27 protein-coding genes are annotated in these 24921 nt (G+C 63.0%); 22 read left to right on the forward strand and 5 right to left on the reverse strand.

What is annotated here, in order from left to right; translation table 11 throughout:
• Window positions 1–44: 44 nt before the first annotated feature.
• Together ACIOWL_RS09135 and ACIOWL_RS09140 are read right to left on the reverse strand one after the other, a co-directional pair.
• Entirely contained in the window at window positions 45–1412 is a 1368-nt protein-coding gene (locus ACIOWL_RS09135; RefSeq protein WP_400383829.1) for an aspartate aminotransferase family protein, read from the reverse strand.
• A complete protein-coding gene (locus ACIOWL_RS09140) occupies window positions 1409–1876 on the reverse strand; it encodes an Lrp/AsnC family transcriptional regulator (RefSeq protein WP_400383832.1) in 468 nt (155 codons plus the stop codon). Before ACIOWL_RS09140 ends, ACIOWL_RS09135 begins: the two co-directional genes overlap by 4 nt.
• A gap of 199 nt (window positions 1877–2075) precedes the next feature.
• Here ACIOWL_RS09140 and ACIOWL_RS09145 point away from each other — a divergent pair, with 199 nt between their 5' ends.
• The 8 genes from ACIOWL_RS09145 to rpsN all read left to right on the forward strand — a co-directional run bounded on the left by ACIOWL_RS09145 (window position 2076) and on the right by rpsN (window position 7842).
• Complete coding sequence (locus tag ACIOWL_RS09145; RefSeq protein ID WP_400383834.1) at window positions 2076–3296, forward strand: PotD/PotF family extracellular solute-binding protein; 1221 nt, start codon at window positions 2076–2078, stop codon at window positions 3294–3296.
• 57 nt (window positions 3297–3353) lie between these two features.
• Complete coding sequence (locus tag ACIOWL_RS09150) at window positions 3354–4502, forward strand: ABC transporter ATP-binding protein (RefSeq protein ID WP_400383837.1); 1149 nt, start codon at window positions 3354–3356, stop codon at window positions 4500–4502.
• Window positions 4499–5413, forward strand: a complete 915-nt coding sequence (locus tag ACIOWL_RS09155; RefSeq protein WP_400383840.1) for an ABC transporter permease — start codon at window positions 4499–4501, stop codon at window positions 5411–5413. Before ACIOWL_RS09150 ends, ACIOWL_RS09155 begins: the two co-directional genes overlap by 4 nt.
• Window positions 5414–6205, forward strand: a complete 792-nt coding sequence (locus tag ACIOWL_RS09160; RefSeq protein WP_400383843.1) for an ABC transporter permease — start codon at window positions 5414–5416, stop codon at window positions 6203–6205. It begins immediately after the preceding gene.
• 87 nt (window positions 6206–6292) lie between these two features.
• A complete protein-coding gene (locus ACIOWL_RS09165; protein WP_400383846.1) occupies window positions 6293–6793 on the forward strand; it encodes a MarR family winged helix-turn-helix transcriptional regulator in 501 nt (166 codons plus the stop codon).
• Window positions 6794–7123: 330 nt separating this feature from the next.
• Window positions 7124–7360, forward strand: coding sequence for a 50S ribosomal protein L28 (rpmB, locus tag ACIOWL_RS09170; protein WP_313810991.1), 237 nt, complete (start codon window positions 7124–7126; stop codon window positions 7358–7360).
• 2 nt (window positions 7361–7362) lie between these two features.
• Entirely contained in the window at window positions 7363–7533 is a 171-nt protein-coding gene (gene rpmG / locus ACIOWL_RS09175; protein ID WP_022874359.1) for a 50S ribosomal protein L33, read from the forward strand.
• A gap of 3 nt (window positions 7534–7536) precedes the next feature.
• The gene (gene rpsN, locus ACIOWL_RS09180) at window positions 7537–7842 is read left to right on the forward strand and encodes a 30S ribosomal protein S14 (protein ID WP_400383850.1); all 306 of its coding nucleotides are present in this window, start codon (window positions 7537–7539) and stop codon (window positions 7840–7842) included.
• Window positions 7843–7909: 67 nt separating this feature from the next.
• Here rpsN and ACIOWL_RS09185 read toward each other — a convergent pair whose 3' ends face one another.
• The 3 genes from ACIOWL_RS09185 to ACIOWL_RS09195 are packed head-to-tail and all read right to left on the reverse strand — an operon-like array spanning window position 7910 to window position 10964.
• Entirely contained in the window at window positions 7910–8506 is a 597-nt protein-coding gene (locus ACIOWL_RS09185) for a DnaJ family domain-containing protein (protein WP_400383853.1), read from the reverse strand.
• Window positions 8507–8518: 12 nt separating this feature from the next.
• Window positions 8519–9013, reverse strand: a complete 495-nt coding sequence (locus tag ACIOWL_RS09190) for a GNAT family N-acetyltransferase (protein ID WP_400383856.1) — start codon at window positions 9011–9013, stop codon at window positions 8519–8521.
• Window positions 9014–9020: 7 nt separating this feature from the next.
• Window positions 9021–10964 (reverse strand): FAD/NAD(P)-binding protein, encoded by a 1944-nt coding sequence (locus tag ACIOWL_RS09195; RefSeq protein WP_400383859.1) that lies wholly within the window; start codon window positions 10962–10964, stop codon window positions 9021–9023.
• A 269-nt stretch (window positions 10965–11233) separates the two neighbouring features.
• Here ACIOWL_RS09195 and ACIOWL_RS09200 point away from each other — a divergent pair, with 269 nt between their 5' ends.
• The 14 genes from ACIOWL_RS09200 to ACIOWL_RS09265 all read left to right on the forward strand — a co-directional run bounded on the left by ACIOWL_RS09200 (window position 11234) and on the right by ACIOWL_RS09265 (window position 24751).
• On the forward strand, window positions 11234–12238 hold the full coding sequence (locus ACIOWL_RS09200; protein ID WP_400383862.1) for an amino acid ABC transporter permease: 1005 nt from the start codon (window positions 11234–11236) through the stop codon (window positions 12236–12238).
• Window positions 12213–13031, forward strand: a complete 819-nt coding sequence (locus tag ACIOWL_RS09205; protein ID WP_400383865.1) for an amino acid ABC transporter ATP-binding protein — start codon at window positions 12213–12215, stop codon at window positions 13029–13031. Before ACIOWL_RS09200 ends, ACIOWL_RS09205 begins: the two co-directional genes overlap by 26 nt.
• Window positions 13032–13041: 10 nt before the next feature.
• A complete protein-coding gene (locus ACIOWL_RS09210) occupies window positions 13042–13998 on the forward strand; it encodes an ABC transporter substrate-binding protein (RefSeq protein ID WP_400383868.1) in 957 nt (318 codons plus the stop codon).
• Window positions 13998–15095 carry an LLM class flavin-dependent oxidoreductase gene (locus ACIOWL_RS09215; RefSeq protein WP_400383871.1) on the forward strand — a complete coding sequence of 366 codons (1098 nt, stop codon included), beginning with the start codon at window positions 13998–14000 and terminating at the stop codon, window positions 15093–15095. The genes ACIOWL_RS09210 and ACIOWL_RS09215 overlap by 1 nt, the downstream gene beginning before the upstream one ends.
• Window positions 15092–16120 carry an LLM class flavin-dependent oxidoreductase gene (locus ACIOWL_RS09220; protein ID WP_400383874.1) on the forward strand — a complete coding sequence of 343 codons (1029 nt, stop codon included), beginning with the start codon at window positions 15092–15094 and terminating at the stop codon, window positions 16118–16120. The genes ACIOWL_RS09215 and ACIOWL_RS09220 overlap by 4 nt, the downstream gene beginning before the upstream one ends.
• A complete protein-coding gene (locus ACIOWL_RS09225; RefSeq protein ID WP_400383877.1) occupies window positions 16117–17442 on the forward strand; it encodes an LLM class flavin-dependent oxidoreductase in 1326 nt (441 codons plus the stop codon). Before ACIOWL_RS09220 ends, ACIOWL_RS09225 begins: the two co-directional genes overlap by 4 nt.
• The gene (locus tag ACIOWL_RS09230; RefSeq protein ID WP_400383880.1) at window positions 17439–18389 is read left to right on the forward strand and encodes an ABC transporter substrate-binding protein; all 951 of its coding nucleotides are present in this window, start codon (window positions 17439–17441) and stop codon (window positions 18387–18389) included. Before ACIOWL_RS09225 ends, ACIOWL_RS09230 begins: the two co-directional genes overlap by 4 nt.
• A gap of 24 nt (window positions 18390–18413) precedes the next feature.
• Window positions 18414–19400, forward strand: coding sequence for an SDR family NAD(P)-dependent oxidoreductase (locus tag ACIOWL_RS09235; RefSeq protein WP_400383883.1), 987 nt, complete (start codon window positions 18414–18416; stop codon window positions 19398–19400).
• 168 nt (window positions 19401–19568) lie between these two features.
• The gene (locus ACIOWL_RS09240) at window positions 19569–19853 is read left to right on the forward strand and encodes an HU family DNA-binding protein (protein WP_400383886.1); all 285 of its coding nucleotides are present in this window, start codon (window positions 19569–19571) and stop codon (window positions 19851–19853) included.
• Between the two features lie 272 nt (window positions 19854–20125).
• Window positions 20126–20410: an HU family DNA-binding protein gene (locus ACIOWL_RS09245; RefSeq protein WP_400383886.1), complete on the forward strand. Its 285-nt coding sequence runs from the start codon at window positions 20126–20128 to the stop codon at window positions 20408–20410.
• A 143-nt stretch (window positions 20411–20553) separates the two neighbouring features.
• A complete protein-coding gene (locus tag ACIOWL_RS09250; protein WP_400383889.1) occupies window positions 20554–21162 on the forward strand; it encodes a hypothetical protein in 609 nt (202 codons plus the stop codon).
• 47 nt (window positions 21163–21209) lie between these two features.
• Window positions 21210–21791, forward strand: coding sequence for a copper resistance protein CopC (locus ACIOWL_RS09255; protein WP_400383892.1), 582 nt, complete (start codon window positions 21210–21212; stop codon window positions 21789–21791).
• A gap of 139 nt (window positions 21792–21930) precedes the next feature.
• Window positions 21931–24015: a cytochrome c oxidase assembly protein gene (locus tag ACIOWL_RS09260; RefSeq protein WP_400383894.1), complete on the forward strand. Its 2085-nt coding sequence runs from the start codon at window positions 21931–21933 to the stop codon at window positions 24013–24015.
• Window positions 24008–24751, forward strand: a complete 744-nt coding sequence (locus ACIOWL_RS09265) for a hypothetical protein (RefSeq protein WP_400383897.1) — start codon at window positions 24008–24010, stop codon at window positions 24749–24751. Before ACIOWL_RS09260 ends, ACIOWL_RS09265 begins: the two co-directional genes overlap by 8 nt.
• Window positions 24752–24921 lie beyond the last annotated feature (170 nt).

The following is a 24921-nucleotide window of genomic DNA, read 5'->3' on the forward strand; positions in this document are numbered from 1 at the left end:
TGTCACAGGCCACAAAGCACCAATCCGGCGTAGTCAGGTTACCGTCACATTCGGTTGGCGGCCTCGGCCAGCACCCCGCGCAGGATCGATTCGATCTGGTCAAACTCGGTTTGCCCGATGGTCAGCGGCGGAGCGAGCTGGATCACCGGGTCACCGCGGTCATCGGCCCGGCAATACAGCCCGGCCTCCCACAGCGCCGGGGTCAGGTACCCGCGCAGCAGCCGTTCGGACTGCGCGTCGGTGAAGGTTTCCTTGGTGGCCTTGTCCTTGACCAGTTCGATCCCGTAGAAGTAGCCGGCCCCGCGCACATCGCCGACAATATCCAGGTCCTTGAGTTTTTCCAAGGTCGATTTGAAGGCGTCGGCATTTCGCTGCACGTTGCCGTTCAGGTCCTCGCGCTCGAAGATGTCCAGGTTCGCCATGGCCACCGCCGCGGCCACCGGATGCCCGCCGAAGGTGTACCCGTGGTAGAAGGTGGTATCCCCGCGGGTGAACGGCTCAAAGAGCTTCTCGGAGGCGATCATGACCCCCAGCGGCACATAACCGCTGGTCAGCGCCTTGGCGGAGGTGATGATATCCGGGGTGTAGCCAAAGGTATTGCAGGCGAACATCTCCCCGACGCGGCCGAACGCGCAAATGGTTTCATCGGAGACCAGCAGCACGTTGTACTCGTCGCAGATCTCCCGCACCCGCTGGAAGTAGCCCGGGGGAGGCGGGAAGCACCCTCCGGAATTCTGCACCGGCTCCAGGAAAACCGCCGCCACCGAATCGGCTCCCTCGAATTCGATCGCCTCGCGGATGCGTTCGGCGGCCCACAGGCCGAAGTCCTTCTCATTGTCCGCGAACATCTCTGGCGCCCGGTAGAAGTTGGTGTTCGGCACCCGGAAAGTCCCCGGGACCAGCGGCTCGAACGGGGTTTTCATGCTCGGCAGCGAGGTGATCGCCAGCGCCCCCTGCGGGGTGCCGTGGTAGGCCAGGGCCCGGGAGATGACCTTGGTTTTACCCGGTTGGCCGGTGAGCTTGAAGTACTGCTTGGCCAGTTTGAACGCGGATTCCACCGCCTCGCCGCCGCCGGTGGTGAAAAAGACGCGGTTCAGCTCTCCCGGGGCGTACCCGGCCAGCCGCTCGGCCAGGTCGATGGCAGGCTCATGCGCGTAGGACCACAGCGGCATGAAGGCCAGCTTTTGCGCTTGTGCGGCCATCACCTCCGCCAGCTCGGCGCGCCCGTGGCCGGCGTTGACCACAAACAGCCCGGCCAGCCCGTCGATGTAGCCGCGGCCGGCGTCGTCGTAGATCATATGCCCTTCGCCGCGCGAAATGATGGGGACGGTGCCTCCGTTGGCCAGGCCCGAATGCCGGGCCATGTGCATCCAGAGGTGGTCGCGGGCGGCTTGCTGGCGGTTGTCGGTCATCGGGTTCCCCAGTTGTATTCCTGTTTTTTCAGTGAGAGGTAGGTGAAGGTGCTGGTGCGCAGCACCCCGTGAAGGCCGCGGATGGTGCTGATCACCCGCAGCAGGTCTTCGTCGCCGGAGCAGACCACCTCGGCCAGGATGTCCGCGCTGCCGGTGGTGATCACGCAGTAGTCGACCTCGGGAAGTTCGGCAATGCGGTCCGCTGTCGCGCTGATCTGGGAGTCGGTGACGACGCTGATCAGTGCCTGCCGGGTGAATCCGAGTTCCAGCGGATTGGTCACCGCCACGATCTGCATGACGCTGCTTTCGCAGAGCTTTTGCACCCGCTGGCGCACGGCCGCCTCGCTCAGGCCCACGGCCTTGCCGATGCTGGCGTAGGAGCGGCGCCCGTCCTGCTGCAGCTGCTCGATGATCTGCTTGGAAATTGTGTCGATGCTGGCGCTCGCCGGTGCTGGCAATGTCATGATCGTCCTCGTCTCAAGAGCGTTAGCCACGAGACTACCTCCACCGAATCAGTTGCGATAGGGGCCGTTCAATAAAGTTTTCGCCCTAGCTTGGCGGATTCTCATGTGGAATCTTCCGCCCGGGTCTTGTCAGTGCCGGCCCGACCTGACAGGATGTTCCACAACCAAGCACACATCCTGCGAGGAGAAGGTTGGACCGATGGGGAACACGCCGCAAGATCCGCAGATTCGAGCACTGGTCGCCCTGAGCCAGCGCAACCTCTCGCGCCGCACGGTGCTCTCAGCGGCCGGGGCCCTGGGCTTGGGTGGTTTGCTGGCCGCCTGCGGCACCGGAGGCACCGGCGGTGGCAACGGTACGGCCGCTGGCCCGGCCGTCACCGACATTTCAGCCTCCGATCCAAGTCTGAACTGGGCCAACTGGACGCTGTACCTGGACTACGACGATGAAAAGAAGGTGTACCCGACCCTGGAAGCCTTCACCCAGAGCAGCGGGATCTCGGTGAACTACGCGGAGGACATCGACGGGAACGACACCTATTACGGCAAGGTGCAGGCGCAGCTGAAGGCCGGGCAGGACATCGGGCAGGACATCTTCACGCTGACCGACTGGATGGCCGGGCGCATGATCCGCCAGGGCTACACCCAGGCGCTGGATCTGGAGAACATTCCCAACAGCGCCAACCTGCTGCCGAGCCTGCAGGACGTGGATTTCGACCCCGGGCGCGAACACTCGCTGACCTGGCAGTCGGGTTATGCCGGAATCGCCTGGAACAAGGAGAAATTCCCCAAGGGGCTGCGCACCGTGGCGGATTTGTGGGACCCGCAGCTCAAGGGCCGGATCACCGTGCTCGATGAAATGCGCGACACCATGGGCCTGCTGATGCTGAACAACGGGGTGGACATCTCCGGGTCCTGGGGCACCGACGAATTCCACGCCGCGCTGGAGGTGCTCAGCGAGAACATCGGCAACGGCCAGATCCGCCAGGTCAAGGGCAACTCCTACAAGGAGGATTTCATCTCCGGCGATGCGATCGCCGGGATCGTCTGGTCCGGGGACCTGGTGCAGATGAATTTTGAGAACAACGACCAATGGGAGTTCGTGATTCCGGAAGCCGGGGGCACCCTGTGGAGCGATAACCTGATGGTCCCGGTGGCCTCGCCGCGCAAAACCAACGCGGAGAAGCTGATGGACTACTACTACCAGCCGGAGGTCGCCGCGCAGGTCGCCGCCTACGTGAACTTCATCTGCCCGGTCACCGGCGCCAAGGAGGCGATGGAGAAGATCGACCCGTCGCTCATGGAGAACCCGCTGATTTTCCCGGCCGAGGAGGACCTGGAAAAGGCCTATGTGTTCCGCTCGCTGGATGCCGACGAGGAGTCGAGCTTCGCCGCGGATTTCCAGGACGCCATCGGCGCCTAGCCGCGCACTTACTTACCCAGCCGCGGGAGCCCGGGCTGGAGGAAACCGAGGCAACCAATGCCAGGAAACGATCCGGTGCTGAACACCGCGCCCGTCCTACCCGAAACCTCCGGAGCCCACCTGCAGCTGCGCTCCATCACCAAGCGGTTCGCGGAGTTCACCGCGGTGCAGGAGCTGGATCTGTTGATCGAGCCGGGCACGTTTTTTGCGCTGCTTGGACCCTCCGGGTGCGGGAAGTCCACCACCTTGCGCATGATCGCCGGGCTGGAAGCTCCCAGTTCGGGGCAGATCCTGATCGGCGGCGCTGACGTCACCGCGTTGCCCAGCCATAAACGCCCGGTCAACACGGTGTTCCAGTCCTATGCGCTGTTCCCGCACCTGAGTGTGCTGGAGAACGTGGCCTTCGGGCTCAAACGCACCAAGGATCCCCAGGCCATGGCCAAGGCCCAGGCTGGATTGGAAATGGTGCAGCTACAGCAGCTGGCCTCGCGCAAGCCGGCGCAGCTTTCCGGCGGCCAGCAGCAGCGTGTGGCGCTGGCCCGCGCACTGGTCAATCGCCCCCGGGTCTTGCTGCTGGACGAGCCGCTGGGCGCGCTGGACATGAAATTGCGCCGGCAGATGCAGTTCGAGCTGAAAACCATCCAGACCGAGGTGGGCCTGACCTTCATCCACGTCACCCACGATCAGGAGGAGGCCATGACCATGGCCGACGTGGTCGCGGTCATGAACGAGGGGCGGATCGAGCAGCTGGGAGGGCCGCGTGAACTGTACGAGCTGCCGCGCACCGCGTTTGTGGCGAACTTCCTGGGCAAATCGAACCTGATGCGCGGGCAGGTGCGCGGGAAGCAGGATGCGGTGCTGGAGGTGGACGTCGACGGCCACCGGGTGCTGCTGCCGGCGGATCGTGCGGTGCAGCACAGCGGGCAGGTGGTGGTGGGGGTCCGCCCGGAGAAGATCAGCATCGCCCGGGCCGCCTCCGGGGCCGGCTTCAACGAATTCTCCGGCATCGTGGTAGATGTCTCCTTCACCGGCACCACCACCGAATACCTGGTGGATGTGCCCGGGGTGGGGCGTTTGGGAACCTTCACGCAAAACCGCGGGCAGCAGCCGGCGGCCGTGGGGGATACCGTGTTCCTCTCCTGGGACACCGAGTACTCCTTTGGGCTGGCGGGGGACGAGCGGATGGATGCCGGGGTGCAGTCATGACTCGGCGTGCCACCTCAGACCTGCGCAGCAAGGACGAGATCCGGTCCGAACGCCGCAAGGGGCGCGCCGGGGTGTTCCTGGTGGCCCCGGGGCTGGCGGTGCTGGCGCTGTTTTTCGCGCTCCCCGTGGTGGTGCTGCTGGCCATGAGCCTGTATGTGAAACCGCCGGGCGCGGAGATCGGAGAATTTGTTCCGGGCTTCGAGATCGGGAACTACCTGGTGGTGCTTTCCGCCTACTGGCCGGAGCTGCTGCGTTCATTCGGTTTCGCGCTGATCGCCACGGTGCTGGCGCTGCTGATCGGTTTTCCGATGGCCTACCTGGTGGCGGTGCGTCTGCGGGAGAAACCGCTGCTGCAGGGGATGCTGCTGGTGCTTTTGATCGCCCCGTTTTTCTCCAGCTTCATCCTGCGCACCCAGGCCTGGAAGCAGATCCTGGCCGATGAGGGGTTCATCGCGCAGAGCCTGAAATTCGTCGCGATCCTGCCGGCCGACGGCCATCTGACCGCCACCCCGATCGCCGTCGTCGCCGGCCTGACCTACAACTTCCTGCCGTTTATGGTGTTGCCGATCTATGCGAACCTCGGGCGGCTGGATACCCGCCTGCTGGAGGCCTCCGGGGACCTGTATGCCAGCCCGGTGAACTCCTTCGTCAAGATCACCCTGCCGCTGAGCGCCCCGGGGATTTTCGCCGGCACCCTGCTGACCTTCATCCCGGCGGCCGGCGACTACGTCAACGCGGCGCTGCTGGGCAACAACCGCAATACCACGATGATCGGCCAGGTCATCGACTCCAGGTTCTTCAAGGTCATCGATTACCCCGGGGCGGCCGCATTGAGCTTCGTGCTCATGCTCTCCATCCTGATCCTGGTCACGATCTATATCCGGCGGTTCGGCACCGAGGAGCTGAGGTAAATGACACGTGGACGCTGGTTTGTCCCGCTCGCCGGGGGCCTGGCATTTGTGTACCTGCTGGTGCCGATCATCTACATTTTTGTGTTTTCGTTCAACGATGCGGGCCGTACCAACCTTGAATGGCGCGGGTTCACCTGGGCGAACTGGCAAAATCCCTGCGGCGCCCCGGCGGTGTGCGAATCGCTGGCGAACTCGCTGCAGGTCGGCCTGGTCGCAACGGTGATCGCCACTGCCCTGGGCACCTGCATCGCCCTGGGCCTGGTGCGCTACCGGTTCCGGTTCCGCCGGCTCACCGACGTGTTGATCATCTTGCCGCTGGCCACCCCGGAGGTGGTGCTCGGCGCTTCGTTGCTGGCCCAGTTCCTGAACCTCGGCTGGCAGCTTGGCTACTGGACCATCGTGATCGCCCATACGGTGTTCTGCATGTCGTTTGTGATTGTCACGGTCCGCGCCCGGGTCTCCTCCTTGGATCCGCGGCTCGAAGAGGCCGCCGCCGACCTGTATGCCTCACCGCGGCTCGCGTTTTGGAAGATCACCTTTCCGCTGCTGCTGCCCGGGATTGTGGCGGCCGCGCTGCTCAGTTTCGCGATGAGCTTCGACGACTTCATCATCACGAACTTCAACTCCGGAAACTTCCAGACCTTCCCGAAGTTCATCTACGTTTCGGCCACGCGCGGCATCCCCGCCCAGGCCAACGTGATCGGCTCGGCAATGTTCATCATCGCCCTGCTGGTGGTGATCATCGGGCAGATCATCAGCTACCGGAAGAAGCGGCAACTCGAAAAGGTCTAGGCGCGCCTGTTACAGGGGTTTGCGGCACCTACAATGAAAGTACGTCGTGCCGTGCGACGTGGTGCACAGCGAAGGATGGGACTGTTGATGGGTGAGGCGCCGGTGTGGCTTTCGGAGCAGGAACGCGAGGCCTGGTTGGGGCTGAACGCCGTTTTGACATTGCTTCCAGCCGCACTTGATTCTGACCTGCACCTGCTGGATGGGATCACGCTCTTCGACTACCACATGCTCGCGATGCTCTCCGAGTCTTCCGACCGCAAGCTGACGATGACAAAACTCGCCTCGCACACCAGCGCCTCGCTCTCCCGCCTGTCGCACGTGGTGAAGAAGCTTGAGGCCCGCGGTTGGGTGGCGCGTGAGCAATCTGCCGAGGATGCACGTGTGAAAATCGCCTCATTAACCGACGCGGGATGGGATGCGGTAGTGCGGATGGCGCCGCATCACGTGGCAACAGTCCGTGAAAAACTCTTTGATTCCCTTGATGACAAGGATGTTAACGATCTTCGACGAATTACCCGCAAGCTGACCGCGGGGATGGATGCGGAACATTGGATTTTGCGGGACCCGTCGGAGGATTTGGAACCCTGAGAAATTCTCGATAAGCTAATCTGGCGTTAATCGCGTGTGCCGTGATGCCATCTTTTGGGATCCTGGCAGGCACGAATAGCCCGTAATACCGAATGTCGCAACCCACTGAGTACGGGGAAAATGCTCGATCGGCTGCGAAGTTCACCGTCTAACATACTTATAGGCTCTTCGGTTGGTTCTCACCCAGCCTGGTTTCTTCCTAGTGTGCAGTAATAACGGTGTTTCACTGGTTGGCGGGACTCATAACGCAGATGTGGTGCCGATATTCACTTATGGGCAGCACGCGCGAGTACCGCCGAATTTTTACTACTAACTAACTAAGGAGTGATCATGGCAGCTGTTTGCCAGGTAACCGGTACTACTCCGGCCTTCGGACATAGCATCTCCCACTCGCACCGTCGCAACAAGCGTCGTTTCGATCCGAACATCCAGAAGAAGACCTACTACGTGCCTTCACTGCGCCGTAAGGTAACTCTGACCCTGTCGGTCAAGGGCATCAAGATCATCGACGCCCGCGGTATCGACGCTGTTGTTGCAGACCTGATTGCGAAGGGTGTGAAGCTCTAAAAATGGCAAAGAAGGATAAGGACGTACGTCCGATCATCAAGCTGAAGTCCACCGCCGGCACCGGTTTCACTTACGTCACCCGTAAGAACCGTCGTAACGATCCAGACCGTATGGTTCTGAAGAAGTACGATCCGGTAGTCCGCAAGCACGTAGAATTCCGAGAGGAGCGCTAAGACATGGCCAAGAAGTCCAAGATCGCAAAGAACGAACAGCGCAAGGTCATCGTCGAGCGTTACGCTGAAAAGCGCCTCGAACTGAAGAAGACCCTGGTTGATCCAAACGCAACCGACGAGGCTCGCGAAGCAGCCCGCGTTGGCCTGCAGAAGCTGCCACGCAACGCTTCCCCAGTGCGCGTTCGCAACCGCGACGCAATCGACGGCCGCCCACGCGGTACCTTCCAGAAGTTCGGTATCTCCCGTGTTCGCTTCCGCGACATGGCACACCGTGGTGAGCTTCCGGGCATCACCAAGTCTTCCTGGTAAGACCTGCAAGTCTTCTGACTTAGCGAATGCCGCCTTCCTTCGGGAGGGCGGCATTCGCCGTTAATACCTATTTTCGCCGCCGCCACCAGCGGCGCGTGGGCTGGGCAGGTTGCTCCTCGGGGGCGTTGGCGTGGCGTCGCTGCTGCCAGGCGAGGACCTCCGCGGTGGGCTCGCGCAGCGAAGTGATGACCGGCGGGCCGCCCAGCAGCTGGCGCCGGGCCTCGATAACGCGCTGGTTGAAGTCCTCGATATGTTCGCGGACCACCGCCTCGGTAGGCAGCTTATCCAGGGTCTTGTCCATATGCTCGTCTTCCACGCGCAGCGTCAGCGCCGGCGGGCCGAGGCCAGAGATCTTCTCGCGGTGCATCATCGACTTCAGCCACCAATCCGGGTCGGTGGAGCTGGTCAGGTGATCGATGTTCTGCCCGGCCAGGGCAAGATTGTCGAAGTCGCCGCGGGCGAATGCCTCGTCGAGCACCGAATTGGCGACCTCCCAAGCTTCATCCTGCGCGTAGAACTGCAGCGGGGTTTTCGGCTCGGCCACCGGGGCCATGCCGGTCGCTTCGGCGTATTCGTCGACCGGCAACGGCTCCTGGCTTGCCTGCTGCGCCCGGTAGCGTGCCGCATTCAGGGCCGCGTCCCGGGCGGACTTCTCATCCTTCATACACCAATGGTGTCACTGCGCACTCAGGGATGCCAAGGATTTGCTGAAGGCCAGGTATGCGAGCGAGGCAGGATCTGCGTGCAGATCGAAATGCGGGGTGTAGCCAGCGCGCAGGTAGAGGTTCCGCGCCTCGGGCTGCCGCGGTCCGGTGGTGAGATAAACCTGGCTATACCCGAGCTTCGCTGCTTCCAGCTCGAGTTCGGTGAGGACTTTCCGGGCCAGGCCTCGGCGGCGGTAGTCATCATGGGTCCAGATGCGCTTGAATTCTGCGGTCTGCCGATCATAGGGGCGAAATGCCCCGCCGGCCACGGTCTGCCCGTCGAGCTCCAGGATCACGATCCGCCCTACCGGCGCGCGAAATTCCTCGGCCGGGAATCGGTTCAGCTCCCGGGCCACGGAGCCGTCGTGGTCGCCGTAGCGTTGGGTGTATTCCGCGGTGAGCCCGGCAAGCAGCGGGGCCAGGCGTGGATCGGTGAGCTCCACAATGTGCGGGGTAATCAGGTGCATGGTGGTCCTATCCGATGGTGTGGTGGGCGCTGGCAACGGATCCGGCCAATTCCCATTCTGACATGGTTGGCGCGGTGAGCAACTCGCGGGCCAGATCGTCGGAATCCACAAAGGGCGCGGCATTGGACGCGGGGCGGGAGAACGCTCCGCCGCCGAATCCTGCAACGGTGGCGCCGACGGCGAAAAGCCAGCGGCGGGCCTTGGAATCGGCCCCGATCACCTGGCGTTGGGTGTTGATGTTCATTTTTCCTGAACCTCCTGGTTCGGTGGCCGCCAGACCGCGGCGGTTCAGTGCGGCGATCAATGGGTTGGCGGTGCTCTCGACGGTGGATTGCGGAAGCCTGGCTTCGATGAGCCAGCGCGCGTGAACCGGCCCGGAAATGGTCGCCGCGCTGAAAAGCTGGGCATCGGGGTCAAACCCGAAACCCACTTGCGGCCCCAGGAAGCCGATGAACCCCGCCTGATGCAGGGCCAGCAGTTCGCGCAGCCGGTGGGCCGGCGGACCGGAATCGACAAAACTGAAAAATCCCTGCCACCAGCCGGCCAGCTGCAACCGGCCGGCGTCGCTGAGCAGGTGGGTGACCAGCCGCAGGTCCATGTAGGAACGCAGCAAGCCCAAAAACAATGCCTGCAGCTGTGAATGCTCCAGCCCGTCGCGCAGTTCAAGGTCCTGGCGAATGTGTTCGCTCACCAGCCGATCTATCTGGTTGGCGCTGGGTGCAGCGGGCGATCCGGGCGCGCCGGGCGGGTTGGCCAGCTGCAGCGGGAATTCAAGTTGGTCGAACTCCAGCCGGTCCGCGAGGTGCGGGATGAATTGAGCCACCAACTCGCTGCGCGCGGCCGAATACCAGTGCAGTGCGTCGTAGCGGTGGACAAAGTCTGCGAAGCTGCCCGTGGTGCGTTCGGGATGCCCGGTCAGCAGTTCGCGGTAGTACCAGAACCCCGCCTCCTTGGCGATCAGCGGCCACAGGTGGGTGAAAAAGTCCAGCGATCCATGTTCCTGATGCAGCCGCGCCACCGCGTCGACGGTGAGGTAGCGGGCCTCGGCGGAAATTTCACCGCGCGGGGTGCTGCGAATTTTTGAGTGGTAGGGAACTCCGCGGCGCGAACCGGCCAGCAGCCGCGGCTCCCTCCCGCTGGGCAGGTAACGCAGGGTGCCGTCGGGCAGATTTTCAAAGCGCCCGCCGCGCCCCTCGAAAAGCAGCACAAACAGGTCGGTGAAGGCCAGCCCCATCCCGGAGACCAGCACCTCGGCCCCGGCGGGAATGCCGCTGAAATCGATGTCATTGGTGTACCCCGGGGCGAAGTAGCCAAGATCCGGATGCGCCGCGGCGGCCGCCGCCAACTGCAGCGAGCGCGGTTCGGCATCGAGCCTGGCATCCACGTGGCCCTGAACCAGCACCACCTGATCGGCCAGCAGCACCTGGCCGGAAGCCAGCTGGACCTGGTGCCGGGAATCGCCCTGAATCAGGTCGACGACGGTGTCCTGGTGGACCAAAACCTCATCCGGTGTGTGGAACCAGCGCCGGATGAGGGTGAAAAACCAGTGAAGATAGCAGGACTGCAAACGCCTGGTGGGGAAATCCTCCGGCCCGAGTGTACGCACCTCTTCCTGTAACAGGCGATCGGTGGTGAGCAGCTCGGGAACATCGGGCAGTTTCCCGTCGCGGATCAGCTGCACCCAGGCATCAAGGGCCGGGCCGTTGACGGCCGGGCCCAGGCACTGCACCGACTCATCGGTGAACATGGTGACGTCCGCGGCCCGGGAATTCAGTTTCAGCAGCGGCGACTGGTCTTCACGCCAGATCCGTCCGGCACCGGCCGGGTAGGGGTCAACCACATGCAGTTTGAGCGCACCACCGGGGAACTGCGACCGGTTGGCCGCGATCCGCTCCAGGATCATGGAGGTGCGTGGCCCGCCCCCAACAAAAACGATGTGATGTTCGCTCATCGGCATTCCTTCCTCGTGCTTCTTCAGATCACCCTACGAAGCGCGGCGCCGGACCGGCCAGCCGCAGGACTCGCGGCGACTTGGAGCACGCCGGATCGACGCATCCCGTCACATTCCGTGACGTGTCAGCCATTTTTTCGCGTCACGAATCGACATCATGTCGGCGCATGAATTGTTGTTGCCACGTGTGAAATTGCGGTGTGCGGTGGGTGCCGGGCGGTGTTTAGCGTTGGCATCAACAACATTCGAACTTTTCCAAGGAGGACCCGATGCCAGCTATCGACACGGCCCCCGTGCAAGACCCGGAGCGTGAGGGTACCCCCGCCGCGCAACCCCAGCTGACCACCGACTATTCTGGATACAGCGTGGTGGGCGCACGTCACCCATGGCGCTGGGTCGGCACCGTGATCGTCGCGGGAATCGCAGCGGCGATCCTGTACTCGCTGTTCACCAACCCCCGCTGGGAATGGGACGTGGTGGCCCAGTGGTTCACCGCCGAATCCATCCTGCGCGGCCTGGGTGAGACGCTGAAACTGACAGCGATCGCCGGCACCCTGGGTTTTGTGCTCGGTTTTGTGCTGGCGCTGATGCGGCTGTCCAGCTCGCCGCTGTTCTCCTCGGTTTCCTGGACGTTCTCCTGGATTTTCCGATCCACCCCGCTGCTGGTGCAACTGCTGCTCTGGTACAACCTGGGGTACCTGTACGACAAAATCAGCCTCGGCATTCCGTTCACCTCGGTGACCTTTTTCGAGGTGCAGACCACCACGCTGATCAGCCAGTTCGCCGCCGCGGTGCTCGGGCTGACGCTGAACCAGGCCGCCTACAGCGCGGAGATCATCCGCGGCGGAATCCTCTCGGTCGACCAGGGTCAGCTGGAGGCCGCCGCCGCCCTGGGCATTCCCAAATGGCGCCGCTCCACCCGGATTGTCTTGCCGCAGGCCATGCGGGCGATCCTGCCCACCGCGTTCAACGAGATCATCGGGCTGGTGAAGGGAACATCGATCGTGTACGTGCTGGCCTACTCGGAGCTGTTCTACACGGTGCAGGTCATCTACAACCGCACCCAGCAGGTGCTGCCGCTGCTGCTGGTCGCCACCATCTGGTACATCGTGATCACCTCGGTGCTCAGCATCGCCCAGTACTACATCGAACGCCACTACTCACGCGGTGCACTGCGCACCCTGCCGCTGACCCCGTGGCAGAAGGTTCGCCGTTTTGCCTCCACCCATGCCCCGCGAAAGGAAAGCCATGAGCCTGCTAAATCGAACCGATAATTCCCAGGCCACCAGTCGCGGCGCGATCAGCATCCGCAACGTGGACAAAAGTTTTGGGGCGCAGCAGGTATTGCACAATATCAACCTGGATGTGACCCCCGGGGAAGTGCTGGTGATCCTGGGCCCCTCAGGCTCGGGCAAATCCACCTTGCTGCGCACCATCAACCACCTGGAAAAGGTGGAACGCGGCACCATCGCGATCGACGAGGAACTGATCGGCTACCGCCCGCGCCACGGAAAGCTCCACGAGCTGCGCGAATCGGAGGTGCTGGCCCAGCGCACCGAGGTGGGCATGGTGTTCCAGAACTTCAACCTGTTCCCGCACCTGACCGCGCTGCAGAACATCACCGAGGCGCCCATCTACGCCAAGAAGGTGCGCAAGGCCGCGGCCGTGGCCCGGGCCAAGGAGCTGCTGGCCCGGGTTGGGCTGGGGGACCGGGCCGATGCCTACCCGCGCCAGCTCTCCGGCGGCCAGCAGCAGCGGGTTGCCATCGCCCGAGCACTGGCCTTGGATCCCAAGGTGGTTTTGTTCGACGAACCAACCAGCGCGCTGGACCCCGAGCTGGTCACCGAGGTGCTCGATACGATCCGCTCGCTGGCCGAATCCGGAACCACCCTGGTGATCGTGACCCATGAAATCGGTTTTGCCCGCGACGTGGCTGACCGCATCGTGTTCATGGATGCCGGACGCATCATCGAAACCGGAACCCCAGCCCAGGTTTTCGGCGCCCCGCGCCACGAACGAACCAAAGCTTTTCTCTCCAAGGTCCTTGAACCGGCCTTCCATATCTAAAGGACACCACATGAAACACACCGCACCTCTGAGCCTTGTTGCCCTTTCCGCCTTGGCCCTGAGCGGTTGCAGCGACCCCGGCAGCGCCGCCACCACCGTGGATGCCTCAGAAGGCAGCAGCATCCAGTACAACACCAGCCCCGAACAGGACCGCATCCGCACCGAAGAAGACCCTGCACTGGCCGCGAAGGTCCCGGAAGAGATCAAAACCGATGGCAAGCTGACCGTGGCGACCACCGGCGGCTCGGTCCCGCTGTCCTTCCACGCCACCGATGACAAAACCCTGATCGGGGTGGAGGTCGATCTGGCCCAGCTGGTGGCGGACAAACTCGGACTGGAACTGGATGTGCAGATCACCAGCTGGGAGAACTGGCCGTTGAAAACCGAATCCGGCGACTACGAGGCGGTGTTCTCCAACGTCGGAGTGAACGCCGAACGTGTGAAGAAGTTCGACTTCGCCACCTACCGCGCGGCGTTCATGGGGTTCGAGGCGCGTGCGGACAGCGAGATCACCGTTGAATCAGCCAAGGACATCTCGGGCAAGAAGATCGCCGTGGGCTCCGGAACCAATCAGGAAAAGATCCTGCTGGCCTGGAACGAAGAACTCGCCGAGGAAGGGCTGGCCCCGGCCGAGCTGCAGTACTACTCCAGCGAGGCCGACACCATCCTGGCGCTTTCCTCCGGGCGCATCGATCTGAACATCGCCCCCTACCCGTCAACCGTGTACCGCGAAAACACCCGCGACGACCTGAAAGTTGTCGGCAAAATCAACGCCGGCTGGCCTTCCGAGACGCTCGTGGCGGCCACCACCAAGGCCGGGAACGGTTTGGCCGAGCAGCTGACCGCGGCGTTGAACGCGAGCATCGAGGACGGAAGCTACACCCAGGTCCTTGAACGGTGGGGCCTGGGCAATGAGGCGGTCCCGGAATCGCAAACCATCACCGAAGCGAACTACGAGGGCAAATAATGCGTTTCCAGGTCCTGGATATCATCCCGCACCAGGCAGACCCGGTCACCGGGGCGCAGGTGGACACCGCCACCAGGTTCGCCCAGGTGCTTGAAACCGCGGTGCGCGCCGAAGAACTGGGTTTTGATTCGTTCTCCGTGGGGGAGCGGCACGCGGGGGAATTCATCTCTTCCTCGCCGGCGGTGGTGCTGGGCGCCATCGCCGCCCAAACCCGGAGGATCAAGCTGCACACCGGGGTGGTGGTGCTCTCCATTCTCGACCCGGTGCGGGTGGCGGAGGATTTCGCCACCGTGGATCAACTCTCCGGCGGCCGGCTTGAGCTGGGGATCGGCAAAGGCAACGAGGTCCTGCAGTACCCGCTGTTCGGCCGCGACCTGGATGACCAGTGGGACCTGCTGGAGGAAAACTACCAGCTGCTCTCACGGCTGCTCACCGAGGACGAGGTCAGTTTCAGCGGCCGCTTCCGTGCCGACCTGCACCAGGTGCGCACCACACCGCGGCCATTCCAACCCGGCATCCGGATCTGGCACGGATCGGCGACCTCGCTGCGTTCGGCCGAATTGGCCGCCCGCTACGGAGATCCGTTGTTCACCGCGAACGCGATCCAGCCCCGGGAAAACTACCTGCGCCTGATCAACCACTACAAAGAGCACTACGAGCAGGCCGGACACGACCCGGCGCGCAGGTACATCGGTTCGGGCAGCGGGGCCGGCGGAGTGTACCTGGCGGACAGCACCGCCCAAGCCATCAAGCAGTTCGGCCCGGTGTATGAGGGGTTGACCGCCCGGCGCGACGTGCCGGGCAACAATACCCCGTACCGCAGTATCGAGCACGCGGTAGCCGAGGGGCCGCTGCTGGTGGGCAGCCCGGAGGATGTGGCGGCAAAAATCATCGACTACCACACCAGTTACGGGCATGACCTGCAGTCGATTTCCCTGCCCACCACGCTGCCCTTCGCCGGGCAGCTGGAAACCTTGGAACGCTTCGCCACGCAGGTGATCCCCCTGATCTCCACACCGACCACGTTGTGGAGCGAACACGATCAACAACCCCGGGCCAACCGGGTTCACGCACCACTTAAGGAGCACGCAGCATGAGTGAGCAATCGCTAGTTTTGGCCCTGAACCTAGATGAGGTAGGGCACAGCTCCACCGCGAGTGTCCAGGCGGCGTTTGAGGCTGAATCCGCAGGATTCCACGCGGTGAGTTTTTCCGAGGCCGGGTTGCTCGACGCGGTGCAGCGTGCGACGTTCGTGGCCGCACGCACCCACCGCATTGGACTGCTGCCGGTCATCGACGCGCTGTACACCGAGCCGTTCCACACCGCCACCCAGCTGGCTAGCCTCGATTCGATCAGCCACGGCCGGGCCGGCTGGATCCTCGCGGCGGACAATACCCCGGCGCAGGCGGCGGCCGTGGGGCGCCCGGTGCTGGAGCCCGAGGCGATCAGCCAGGAACTGGCCGACGTGGTGATCACCCACCGCAGGCTCTGGGACAGCTGGGAGCAGGACGCGGTCATCCGCGATGTGGCCACGGGCCGCTACCTGGACGCGGACAAGGTCCACTACGTTGATGTCCAGGGGCAGAACTTCTTCGTGAAGGGCCCGGCCATCACCCCGCGCCCGCCCCAGGGCCAGCTGCCGATCATCGCCTCCCGCCAGTTCGTCGATGAGACCCGGCTGCGTCATTGCCGGCTGAACGGCACCGATGTGGTGGCCCTGAACGCAACCACGCTGCCAGCTCTGATTGAGCAGGCAGCCAGTGCCCGCGCCGGGGGCGCAGTGGCGATCGAGCTTGAAGTGTACCTGGATCACGCGGGCCAATCCGGTGCGTTCCGGCTCGCCCAGCGGGCCGCGGCCTCTGAGCGTGCGGTGTATGCCGGATCAGCGCAGGGCTTGATCCAGCTGCTGGCCGACTTCGCCCAGGCGACCGCCAACCCCGAAGACCAGCGCCGCCACCTGGTGCACCTGCACCCTGGTGAGCTTGCCGTTGACCTTCAGCACCTTGCCGACTCGGTGATTCCGGGCCTGCACACCGCCAACCTTTTGGCACCCGTCCACCCCACACTGCGCGAATCCTTTGTCTTGCCAGTGGCACAGAACCGTTTTCAGGAGGCCTCATGAGCACCCACCAGCTCCGTTTTGGCGTATTTTTCCAGGGTGTCAATTCCGGCACCATCTGGCGCAGCGCAGAATCCGGCTCGCAGACCGACGTCGAATCCTTCAAGCGGATCGCCCAGACCGCGCAGCGTGGCCTATTCAGCGCATTCTTCCTCGGTGAGGGGCTGCGCTTGCGTGAACACCTGGGGCGGGTGCATGAGCCGGATGTTGCCGGGCGCCCCGATGCCCAGACCATGCTGGCCGCCCTGGCCGCGGTGACCGACAAGATCGGGCTGGTCGCCACCCAGAACACCACCTACAACGACCCGGCGCACCTGGCGCAGCGCCTTGCCTCGCTGGATCTGCTCTCCGAGGGCCGTGCCGCCTGGAATATTGTCACCACCGACAATGCCTGGACCGGGGCGAACTTCCGCCGCGGCGGCTACCTGGATCATGCCGACCGCTACACCCATGCCGAGGATTTTGTGCGCACTGTCCGCAAGATCTGGGCCGATGGCGCGGTGCGGCACGAGGGAAAGCACTATTCGGTGGACTACACCAGCAAGCTTCCCGCCAGCGCCCAGGGGCGCCCGGTGCTGTTCCAGGCCGGAGACTCCTCTGAGGGCCGGGACTTCGCCGCCCGCCAAACCGACGTGATTTTCTCCGCTCATGTGCAGCTCGAGGACGCCTTGGCCTTCCGCCAGGACATCAACGAACGAGCCGCCCGGGTTGGCCGTGAGGAGTACTCGGTGAAGATCATGCCGAGCGCCGAATTCATCCTGGCCGACACCCCGCAGGCCGCGCAGGAGAAATACCAGTGGGTGCGGGAAAACCAGATCGGCCCGCAGCAGGCACTGGCCTACCTGGAACAGTTCTGGGGCACCAGGTTGGAGGGGGTCGACCCCTACGGTCCGCTGCCTGAAAGCGACCCGGTGGTTGAGCAAAGCTCGGTGACCCGCGGCAGCGGGTTCCAGGGCGCAGATAGCAAAAAACTCGCGGCCGCCTGGCGTGCCGAGGCAGCACAGAAAGGGCAGAACATCGTGGAATTTGTGCGTGAACGATCGCACCGCGCCGGACATACCTTTACCGGTTCCTATGACCAGGTCGCGCAGCGGCTGGAAGAATACGCCGCGCACCGCGCCGTGGACGGTTTCAACATCAGCCCGTGGCTGATCCCCACCGGCCTTGACGACATCGTCAACGAGCTGGTGCCGCGCCTGCAGGAACGCGGGATCTATCCCACCTCCTACGGCTCGACCCTGCGTGAAAACCTCGGGCTGAGCCTGGAGCCGCAGCATGAGCAGCGCGCCCGCGGTGAACTATTTGCCGGGCAGGTGTCCGCATGAGCCGCCGCGTGAGCCTGGTGCCGGTGCTGTTGGTGGGGCTGCTGGGTTTCACCGGCTGCTCCGATCCTTCCCAGGCGCAAACACCAACTGATTCTTCCGCAGCTGCCGATCCGCTACTGAGCCCCGAACAACAACGACCCGATGTTGCAGTGAATGAGCAGGCCAAGGCGCTGGTTCCGGAAGACATCGCCAAGGACGGAAAACTCAGTGTGGTCACCGCCCCGCACTCCGCTCCGCTCAGTTTCTACGCTACCGATAACACCACACCGATCGGCAACGACGCGGATATTGCCTCGGCGGTCGCGGACGCATTGGATCTGGAACTCGACTTGGTGCCGGTCTCCTGGGCCGACTGGCCGTTGGGCATCGAATCGGGCAAGTACGAGGCCGCGGTGAGCAACGTGACGGTGACCGAGGAACGCAAAAAGAAGTTCGATTTCGCGACCTACCGCGAAGACCTGCTGGGCTTCTACTCGGCCGCGGATTCCGAGGTCGGCGAAATCCACGAGGCCAAGGATGTTGCCGGGCTGAAGATCATTGTCGGCTCGGGCACCAATCAGGAGAAGGTGCTGCTGGATTGGGACAAACAAAACCAGGCCGATGGTTTGGCCGCGGTGGATTTCCAATACTACGATGATGACTCGGCCTCCACCCTGGCCCTGCTCTCGCACCGCGCCGATGCGAGTTTCGGGCCGAATGCCACCGGAGCCTACAAGGCCGCAACCACCGGGGAACTGCGTCTGCTCGGAACCTTCCCCGGCGGCTGGCCGGACACCGCCCAGGTCGCGGTGACCAGTGCGAAGGACAACGGGTTGGCCCCAGCGGTGCAGGTGGCGATCAACGGGTTGATCGAATCCGGCGCCTACCAGGAGATCTTGGACAAATGGGGCCTGAGTGATGAGGGAATCACCGAATCCTTGCTGAACCCGCCGGGGCTGAAAGGCTAGGATTCCTGCAGTAACGTAGGGCTCATGTTGTACACACCGCAGCCCTCGTTTCCCGGTTCCCTGCCCGAGGCCGATGTTTATCGTAACAGGCGGCGTTGGGCAGGGCTGGGTAACGGAAAAACGATGGTGGTGACCGGAGCGAATGCCGGTCTCGGCTTTTTCACGAGTTTGGCGCTGGCCGAGGCCGGGGCCCACGTGGTGCTCGCCTGCCGCAATCAGGCGCGGGCCGAACGTGCCATCGAGCAGATTCGCGCCCGTGTTCCGCAGGCCAGCTTGGAGTTCATGCAGTTCGACTCCGGCAGCCTGGAATCCGCCATGGGTTTGGCGGCCGAGCTTCGCTCACGCACCGTGGACGCACTGATCGCCAACGCGGGAATGATCCATACTCCGGCGACCCGGCAACCGGGATTGTACGGATTCGAGACGGTGATGAGCGTCAATTTCATCGGCCACGCCAGGCTGGTCGGTGAATTGGCGGACAAATTCAGTGATCACCCGCTACGTTTGATCGGCCTGGGGTCCATGGCCACCCGGCTGTGCCGCACAGATCCGCGGAACCTGGCCCTAGAGCAGGGGTATCGCTCGTATCGGGCGTATGCACAGTCAAAGGCGGCCTTGCAGGCGTTCACCATCAGCTTGGACCACCGGCTGCGGCAACTGTCCTGGCCGGGAAGGTCGCTGGCCGTCCACCCGGGGTACTCGATCTCCGGGCTGAGCATTCCGGTGGCAAACATCAATGAACCAAGCTATTCCAAGCGCCTGGCAGGCCAGCTTCAGTCAAGTTTCGCGCAGGGCAAACATCAGGGGGCGGTGGCAGCTGTTGAGGCAGCACTGAACCCGGGGCTGGCGGGACTTGGACCGGGGGTGTATCTGGGGCCAAAGTTCACATCCAAGGGCAGAATTTCGCTGGCCAGCGCGGCGAAATCTACACGCGGCAAAACTCTGCAGGACCCGGTGTGGGAGCTTTTTGTGCGGGCCAATGAAGGTTGCGACCCGTTTCGCGGGAGCTAGTTTCGTGAACTTTCACACGGCCCTTCAGCGCAGAAAACACCGAAAACCGCGGAATGATGCACTTGTTGTCGGGATTAGCTGGTAAGTTCAAATCTGATAAGTCCGTGCGACCGTGCGGCGTTCGAGGTCTGTACCGGGCCTTGGATCACTAGTCCAGGAGGACATACATTGGCTATGAACCGTAGCGAACTTGTTGCTGCCGTTGCAGCGAAGACCGAAAACTCCCAGGTTGCCGTCAACGGTGTTCTGGATGCCCTTTTCGACGTATTCGTTGAGAACATCTCGCAGGGCGAGAAGGTTTCGATTCCAGGTTGGTTGGCAGTGGAGCGCACCGATCGTGCCGCTCGTACCGGCCGTAACCCACAGACCGGCGAGGCTATTGAGATTCCTGCAGGTCACTCGGTGAAGCTGACCGCTGGTTCGAAGCTGAAGGCTGCTGTAGCCAAGAAGTAGGACCTCGCACCTACCAGCCACCGCCCGCCGATTCGACGCCCAGTGTCGAATCGGCGGGCGGTGTCGTTAAGCGTTTTAACGGCCGGGCGGGCCCAAAATACGGTTCGGCGGGCGAAAAAGTGGCCAATAGTCGAAAAAATCCCGGAGAATACGCTGTTTTCGGGCGTTTCTGTCCGCGAGATTTGATATGTTCTTCACTGATAAGTCCGTGCGACCGTGCGGCGTTCGAGGTCTGTACCGGGCCTTGGATCACTAGTCCAGGAGGACATACATTGGCTATGAACCGTAGCGAACTTGTTGCTGCCGTTGCAGCGAAGACCGAAAACTCCCAGGTTGCCGTCAACGGTGTTCTGGATGCCCTTTTCGACGTATTCGTTGAGAACATCTCGCAGGGCGAGAAGGTTTCGATTCCAGGTTGGTTGGCAGTGGAGCGCACCGATCGTGCCGCTCGTACCGGCCGTAACCCACAGACCGGCGAGGCTATTGAGATTCCTGCAGGTCACTCGGTGAAGCTGACCGCTGGTTCGAAGCTGAAGGCTGCTGTAGCCAAGAAGTAAGCATCGTACGCTTGGCGGCAGGCCCGGTTCCACACCTTGTTGTGGGCCCGGGCCTTCTGCTTACCCCGCACTTTGAGGCATTCTTCTACTTCGCGTAGAATCGTCGATGATCCTCAAACCCCGGCAACGAACGGTTGAACCACGTGCGTAAGAACCCAGCGACCCGCGTTGTGCGCGGTTGGCTCGCGGCTTCTTTATGCACCTGGACCGCCTTTGCCGCCCACGCGCACCAGGCGCCAAGCAAACTCTCGCTGGTGGTGATGCTGCTGATCACCTGTGTGTGCGCGGTGATCGCCATGGCCATGCTGGGACGCAAATTTTCGCTGTGGGCGACCAGTTTGCTGGTGTTGCTGAGCCAGGGTCTGTTTCACCTGTCGTTCTCGGTGATGGGGCACAGCGAAGCAGGAACCCTTTCCGCACTTGAGCACGGAACACACCATGGCTCGATGGAACTGTCCGGTCAGATCCTTCGCCACTATGCCCAAACACCCAATGATTCGATGCTGTATGCCCACGTCTTGGCCGCGGTCACCAGCGTCGTGGTGCTGTATGGCGCCGAGCGTCTGCTTCACGGGCTTCGTGCGGTACTGACCTTAAGGGTCGCGCGACTACTGTTCTTTTTGATGCGGTGTCCGGTGCGGCCGCTGCGCCCGAGCAACGGGTACTTCCCGCGCAGCTTTCACCTGAAACGCGCGCAGCTGAACCAGCTGCCCGCACGGCGTGGACCACCGAGTTTTGTATTGACTGCCTAAAAATTTTAATACAACTCCCTGAAACCCAGGGAATCGGAAGGACCACTGTGAAACTGCGAAACAACCTCTCCCGACTGATCGCCGGCTCGGCCATTGCGCTGATTGCAGCCCTGGGAACCGTGGGGGCGGCCAACGCCCATGACGTGTTGACCGGCTCCAGCCCGGAAAACGGGGCAACCGTGAAGAGCTCGCCGGAGGAAATCACCATGACCTTCTCCGCAGAGCTTCAAGTGCTGCCCGGCACCGAATCAACCGTGGTGGCATTGAGCCAGGACGGCAAAAAGATCGAGACCACCGCAAGCACCAAGGGAACAACGGTCACCGTGGTGCCTCAGAGCGAACTTGCCTCGGGCAAATACACCTTGGCCGCCCGGGTGATCTCTTCCGACGGCCACCCGGTGGAAGAGAGCATCAGCTTCACCGTGGATGCACCTGCCACCCCGAGCGCTACACCAAGCGCCCCTGCCACTGAGAGTGCCCCCGAGGCCTCGCCAAGCCAGTCGCAGCCGGTTGAACCGGTGCAGGAGCTGGGTGCCGGGATGAATCCCATCGTATGGATCATCGTGGGTGTTGTTGTTCTTGGCGGCATGGTTGCCGTGCTGATCAAGTTCATGCGAAACACCAAATAACCTCCCCTCGGCGCAGGCACGCAGCCAGTGCCGCGCCGGGGCGCATGACCGTGTGCCGGTGTGAGATGCACCGCCGTGCAGCCGAAAAGCGCTGGGCGGTCGGCAGCACGGCGCGGGCAAGTGAGATGATGGAAAGGTTATGGCCACAAATACCACACAGCGCGAAAGCGCACCCACAGTCACCCGCATGATCCTGCCCGGGATTTTGGCGATGGCACTCACCTTTGTGGTGGCCGTGCTGTTTGCCGGAATTGCCGTGCCGAACCTGCTGGCGGATCCCGGGCCATTTGTGCGCTGGGCGTTGCCAGCGACCCGCGTGGTACACCACTCGGCCATGGCGTTGACGGTAGCGGCCCTGATTTTCGCGGCGGCGATTCTCCCGCGAGCCACCAAGGTGACCCGGGCTTCTGCAGGGGAATCCGAAGACCAGACCCATGATCACCCGGCGTTCACCCGCAGCATGAATATTGCCGCGGGGGCCGCGGTGGTGTGGACACTCGCGGCGGCAGCGGTGCTGATGCTGACCTTCTGGGATTTGGCCGGCACCCCGATCAACCTGCGCCCGGAGTATTCAGTGGCGATGCTGGACTACATTGTGGGGATCACCACCGGGCGGGCCTGGGCTTGGATGGTGGTGATCGCGGCCATCACCGCGTCGCTCGCATTGGCTGTGCGGTCGAAAACCGGTGTGGGGCTCAGCGCCGCATTCTCGCTCTTCGGCATTGTTCCCCTGGCGTTTATCGGCCATGCTTCCGGGGGAGATGACCACTTTGCAGCGGTGAACTCGATCGCCCTGCATTTGCTGGCGGTGGTGTTGTGGTTTGGCGGCATCATGATGCTCGCGTTGCTGGCTCCGAGTTTGGGCGGGCAGGCACCTGGCCGGCAACGGGGCCAAGTCCTGGCCGGTGTGGTGCTCAAACGGTTCTCCGCGCTGGCCACCGGTGCGATCTTTTTGATGATCGGTTCCGGGGTGGCCTCGGCGATCATCCGCATCACCGAGTTCAACCAGTTGTTCTCCACCTACGGGTTCTTGCTGATGGCCAAGGTGGTGCTCACCGTGCTGCTGGGTGTGCTGGGCCTGATGCATCGGCGCCGGGTGATTCCCAAGCTTCTGGCAGGGGACTACAGCGCGTTGAAAGCCGCCTGGAGTGTGATCCTCGGCGAGGTGATCCTGATGTCTGCGGTGATGTCCCTGGCAGCGGTGCTCGGCCGCACCGCACCTCCGACCGGCGACGAGGCCCCGGCCGTGATCTCTCCGGCCCGCCGGCTCACCGGGTACGACCTGCCGGCGGAACCGAGCATGTCCAGCTGGTTCACCGTGTGGCGGATGGACTGGCTCTGGGTGGCGGTGTGCCTCTTCGGGCTGGCGTTCTACCTGTGGGCCTTTATCAAGCTGCGCCGCCGCGGCGACAAACCCAGCGTCCTGCGTTTGGCCAGCTGGATTGTGGGGCTGATCGCGCTGTTCTACGTGACCAGCGGCGCCATTGCGGTGTATGGCAAGGTCCAGTTCTCCACCCACATGATCGATCACATGTCGCTGACCATGATCGTGCCGATATTCTTGGTATTGGGTATGCCGGTGACCTTGATGCTGCAGGTGCTCACCCCGCGCACCGACGGCACCCGCGGTCCGCGTGAGTGGATCAACTACCTGATCCACTCGCGGTACTCGAAGGTGATCACGCATCCGATTTTCGCGGCCGTGAACTTCGCCGGTTCGATCGTGATTTTCTACTTCTCCCCGGTATTGGAACCGGCCATGGTGTACCACGCAGGCCACGAGCTGATGAACCTGCACTTCTTGCTTACCGGGTACCTGTTCGCGCTGTCGCTGATTGACGCGGATCCGATCCCCAAGCGTTACCCGTACCCGATCCGGCTGGTGGCGTTGCTGGCCACGGTGGCCTTCCACGCGTTTGTGGGGGTGGCGCTGATGAGCACCACCCAGCTGCTGGCCCCGGACTACTTCGGCAACATGGGACGCACCTGGGGAGGCAGCGCCATCGTGGATCAGGAACTCGGCGCCGGCTACATGTGGGCGATCGGCGAGGTCCCGACCTTGGTGCTGGCCATCCTGGTGGCGGTCTCCTGGCTGCGGCAGGACAACAAGGACACCAAACGCTACGACCGCAAGGCCGACCGCGACGGGGATGCCGAACTGGCCGCCTACAACCAAATGTTTGAGCGTTACAAAAAGATTGATGAGAAGGAAACCCGTGGCTAAAAAGATGACCGCTGCCCTGGCGGCGGGGCTGCTGCTGACGCTGAGCGCCTGCGCGGCGCCGGCCGAAATGCCGCAGGATGAGACCCATAAAATTGCATCCGAGTCCAGCGCCACCCCGAGCCCGACCCCGGAAGTGCAGGACTTGAGCGCCGCGGAAATCGCCACCACCGCCGGCGCGGTGATCGCCGCGCAACTGGGTTTCCCGAATTCGGCGAAAATCCAGGGTGAGGATCTTGAGGCGCTGGCGGTGAAACCCACCGACACCCTCAAAGACATCGTGGTGTTGCCGGGTCAATGCGCGGACCCGGTGAATGACCTGAACTGGTCGCCGGTGCAGCTTGGAACCGAAGGGGCACGCACCGATTTCACCAATGATGCGCAGAACATCACCGGTTCCATCGAGGTTGCCAAGCTGGAAAACGATGAAGACCGTGCCTCGGCGACGGAGCACTTCGCCAACGTGGACACGATCCTGGCTGATTGCAAAACTGTGACGATCAGCGGGCTGGACTACTCCGAGACCTTGAAGTTCAGCGATCCCGCGGTGGATTCGGTGGATTCGGCGCTGTACTACACCCGTGACGGACAGTACCCGCAGGATTCGCTGGTGCTCATTTCCCTCACCGAGGACTATGCCGGCATGGTTTCCTTTGTCTCTGCCACCGCGCTGGATGACCAGACCTTTAACCAGGTCGCGACCAGCATCCTGCAGACGGCCATGACGCAGGTGCAGTAGGCTCGCCCGGTAACAGGCGTGCCGGCCATGGGAGACGGTCCGTACCCGGATTCAGATGCCGCGGCCTGGAGGACGGCTCCGGCTGGGGAGGCAGTGTGACCGGGGCGGTGGAATACCTCCACCACCGGGTGTGTTCCACCTTTGGGACATACAACGGTAAGAACCCAGCT

It is taken from the genome of Glutamicibacter sp. NPDC087344 (genome assembly GCF_044744225.1).
Lineage (GTDB): Bacteria > Actinomycetota > Actinomycetes > Actinomycetales > Micrococcaceae > Glutamicibacter.

What these genes read in the sequence shown, in the direction of transcription:
- ACIOWL_RS09210 (WP_400383868.1), top strand. Translation starts at nt 13,042, where the DNA reads ATGAAACACACCGCACCTCTGAGCCTTGTTGCCCTTTCCGCCTTGGCC.
- ACIOWL_RS09145 (WP_400383834.1), top strand. Translation starts at nt 2,076, where the DNA reads ATGGGGAACACGCCGCAAGATCCGCAGATTCGAGCACTGGTCGCCCTG.
- rpmG (WP_022874359.1), top strand. Translation starts at nt 7,363, where the DNA reads ATGGCAAAGAAGGATAAGGACGTACGTCCGATCATCAAGCTGAAGTCC.
- rpmB (WP_313810991.1), top strand. Translation starts at nt 7,124, where the DNA reads ATGGCAGCTGTTTGCCAGGTAACCGGTACTACTCCGGCCTTCGGACAT.
- ACIOWL_RS09260 (WP_400383894.1), top strand. Translation starts at nt 21,931, where the DNA reads ATGGCCACAAATACCACACAGCGCGAAAGCGCACCCACAGTCACCCGC.
- ACIOWL_RS09225 (WP_400383877.1), top strand. Translation starts at nt 16,117, where the DNA reads ATGAGCACCCACCAGCTCCGTTTTGGCGTATTTTTCCAGGGTGTCAAT.
- ACIOWL_RS09195 (WP_400383859.1), bottom strand. Translation starts at nt 10,964, where the DNA reads ATGAGCGAACATCACATCGTTTTTGTTGGGGGCGGGCCACGCACCTCC.
- rpsN (WP_400383850.1), top strand. Translation starts at nt 7,537, where the DNA reads ATGGCCAAGAAGTCCAAGATCGCAAAGAACGAACAGCGCAAGGTCATC.
- ACIOWL_RS09150 (WP_400383837.1), top strand. Translation starts at nt 3,354, where the DNA reads ATGCCAGGAAACGATCCGGTGCTGAACACCGCGCCCGTCCTACCCGAA.
- ACIOWL_RS09160 (WP_400383843.1), top strand. Translation starts at nt 5,414, where the DNA reads ATGACACGTGGACGCTGGTTTGTCCCGCTCGCCGGGGGCCTGGCATTT.
- ACIOWL_RS09230 (WP_400383880.1), top strand. Translation starts at nt 17,439, where the DNA reads ATGAGCCGCCGCGTGAGCCTGGTGCCGGTGCTGTTGGTGGGGCTGCTG.
- ACIOWL_RS09155 (WP_400383840.1), top strand. Translation starts at nt 4,499, where the DNA reads ATGACTCGGCGTGCCACCTCAGACCTGCGCAGCAAGGACGAGATCCGG.
- ACIOWL_RS09185 (WP_400383853.1), bottom strand. Translation starts at nt 8,506, where the DNA reads ATGAAGGATGAGAAGTCCGCCCGGGACGCGGCCCTGAATGCGGCACGC.
- ACIOWL_RS09220 (WP_400383874.1), top strand. Translation starts at nt 15,092, where the DNA reads ATGAGTGAGCAATCGCTAGTTTTGGCCCTGAACCTAGATGAGGTAGGG.
- ACIOWL_RS09200 (WP_400383862.1), top strand. Translation starts at nt 11,234, where the DNA reads ATGCCAGCTATCGACACGGCCCCCGTGCAAGACCCGGAGCGTGAGGGT.
- ACIOWL_RS09205 (WP_400383865.1), top strand. Translation starts at nt 12,213, where the DNA reads ATGAGCCTGCTAAATCGAACCGATAATTCCCAGGCCACCAGTCGCGGC.
- ACIOWL_RS09140 (WP_400383832.1), bottom strand. Translation starts at nt 1,876, where the DNA reads ATGACATTGCCAGCACCGGCGAGCGCCAGCATCGACACAATTTCCAAG.
- ACIOWL_RS09235 (WP_400383883.1), top strand. Translation starts at nt 18,414, where the DNA reads ATGTTGTACACACCGCAGCCCTCGTTTCCCGGTTCCCTGCCCGAGGCC.
- ACIOWL_RS09135 (WP_400383829.1), bottom strand. Translation starts at nt 1,412, where the DNA reads ATGACCGACAACCGCCAGCAAGCCGCCCGCGACCACCTCTGGATGCAC.
- ACIOWL_RS09165 (WP_400383846.1), top strand. Translation starts at nt 6,293, where the DNA reads ATGGGTGAGGCGCCGGTGTGGCTTTCGGAGCAGGAACGCGAGGCCTGG.
- ACIOWL_RS09190 (WP_400383856.1), bottom strand. Translation starts at nt 9,013, where the DNA reads ATGCACCTGATTACCCCGCACATTGTGGAGCTCACCGATCCACGCCTG.
- ACIOWL_RS09215 (WP_400383871.1), top strand. Translation starts at nt 13,998, where the DNA reads ATGCGTTTCCAGGTCCTGGATATCATCCCGCACCAGGCAGACCCGGTC.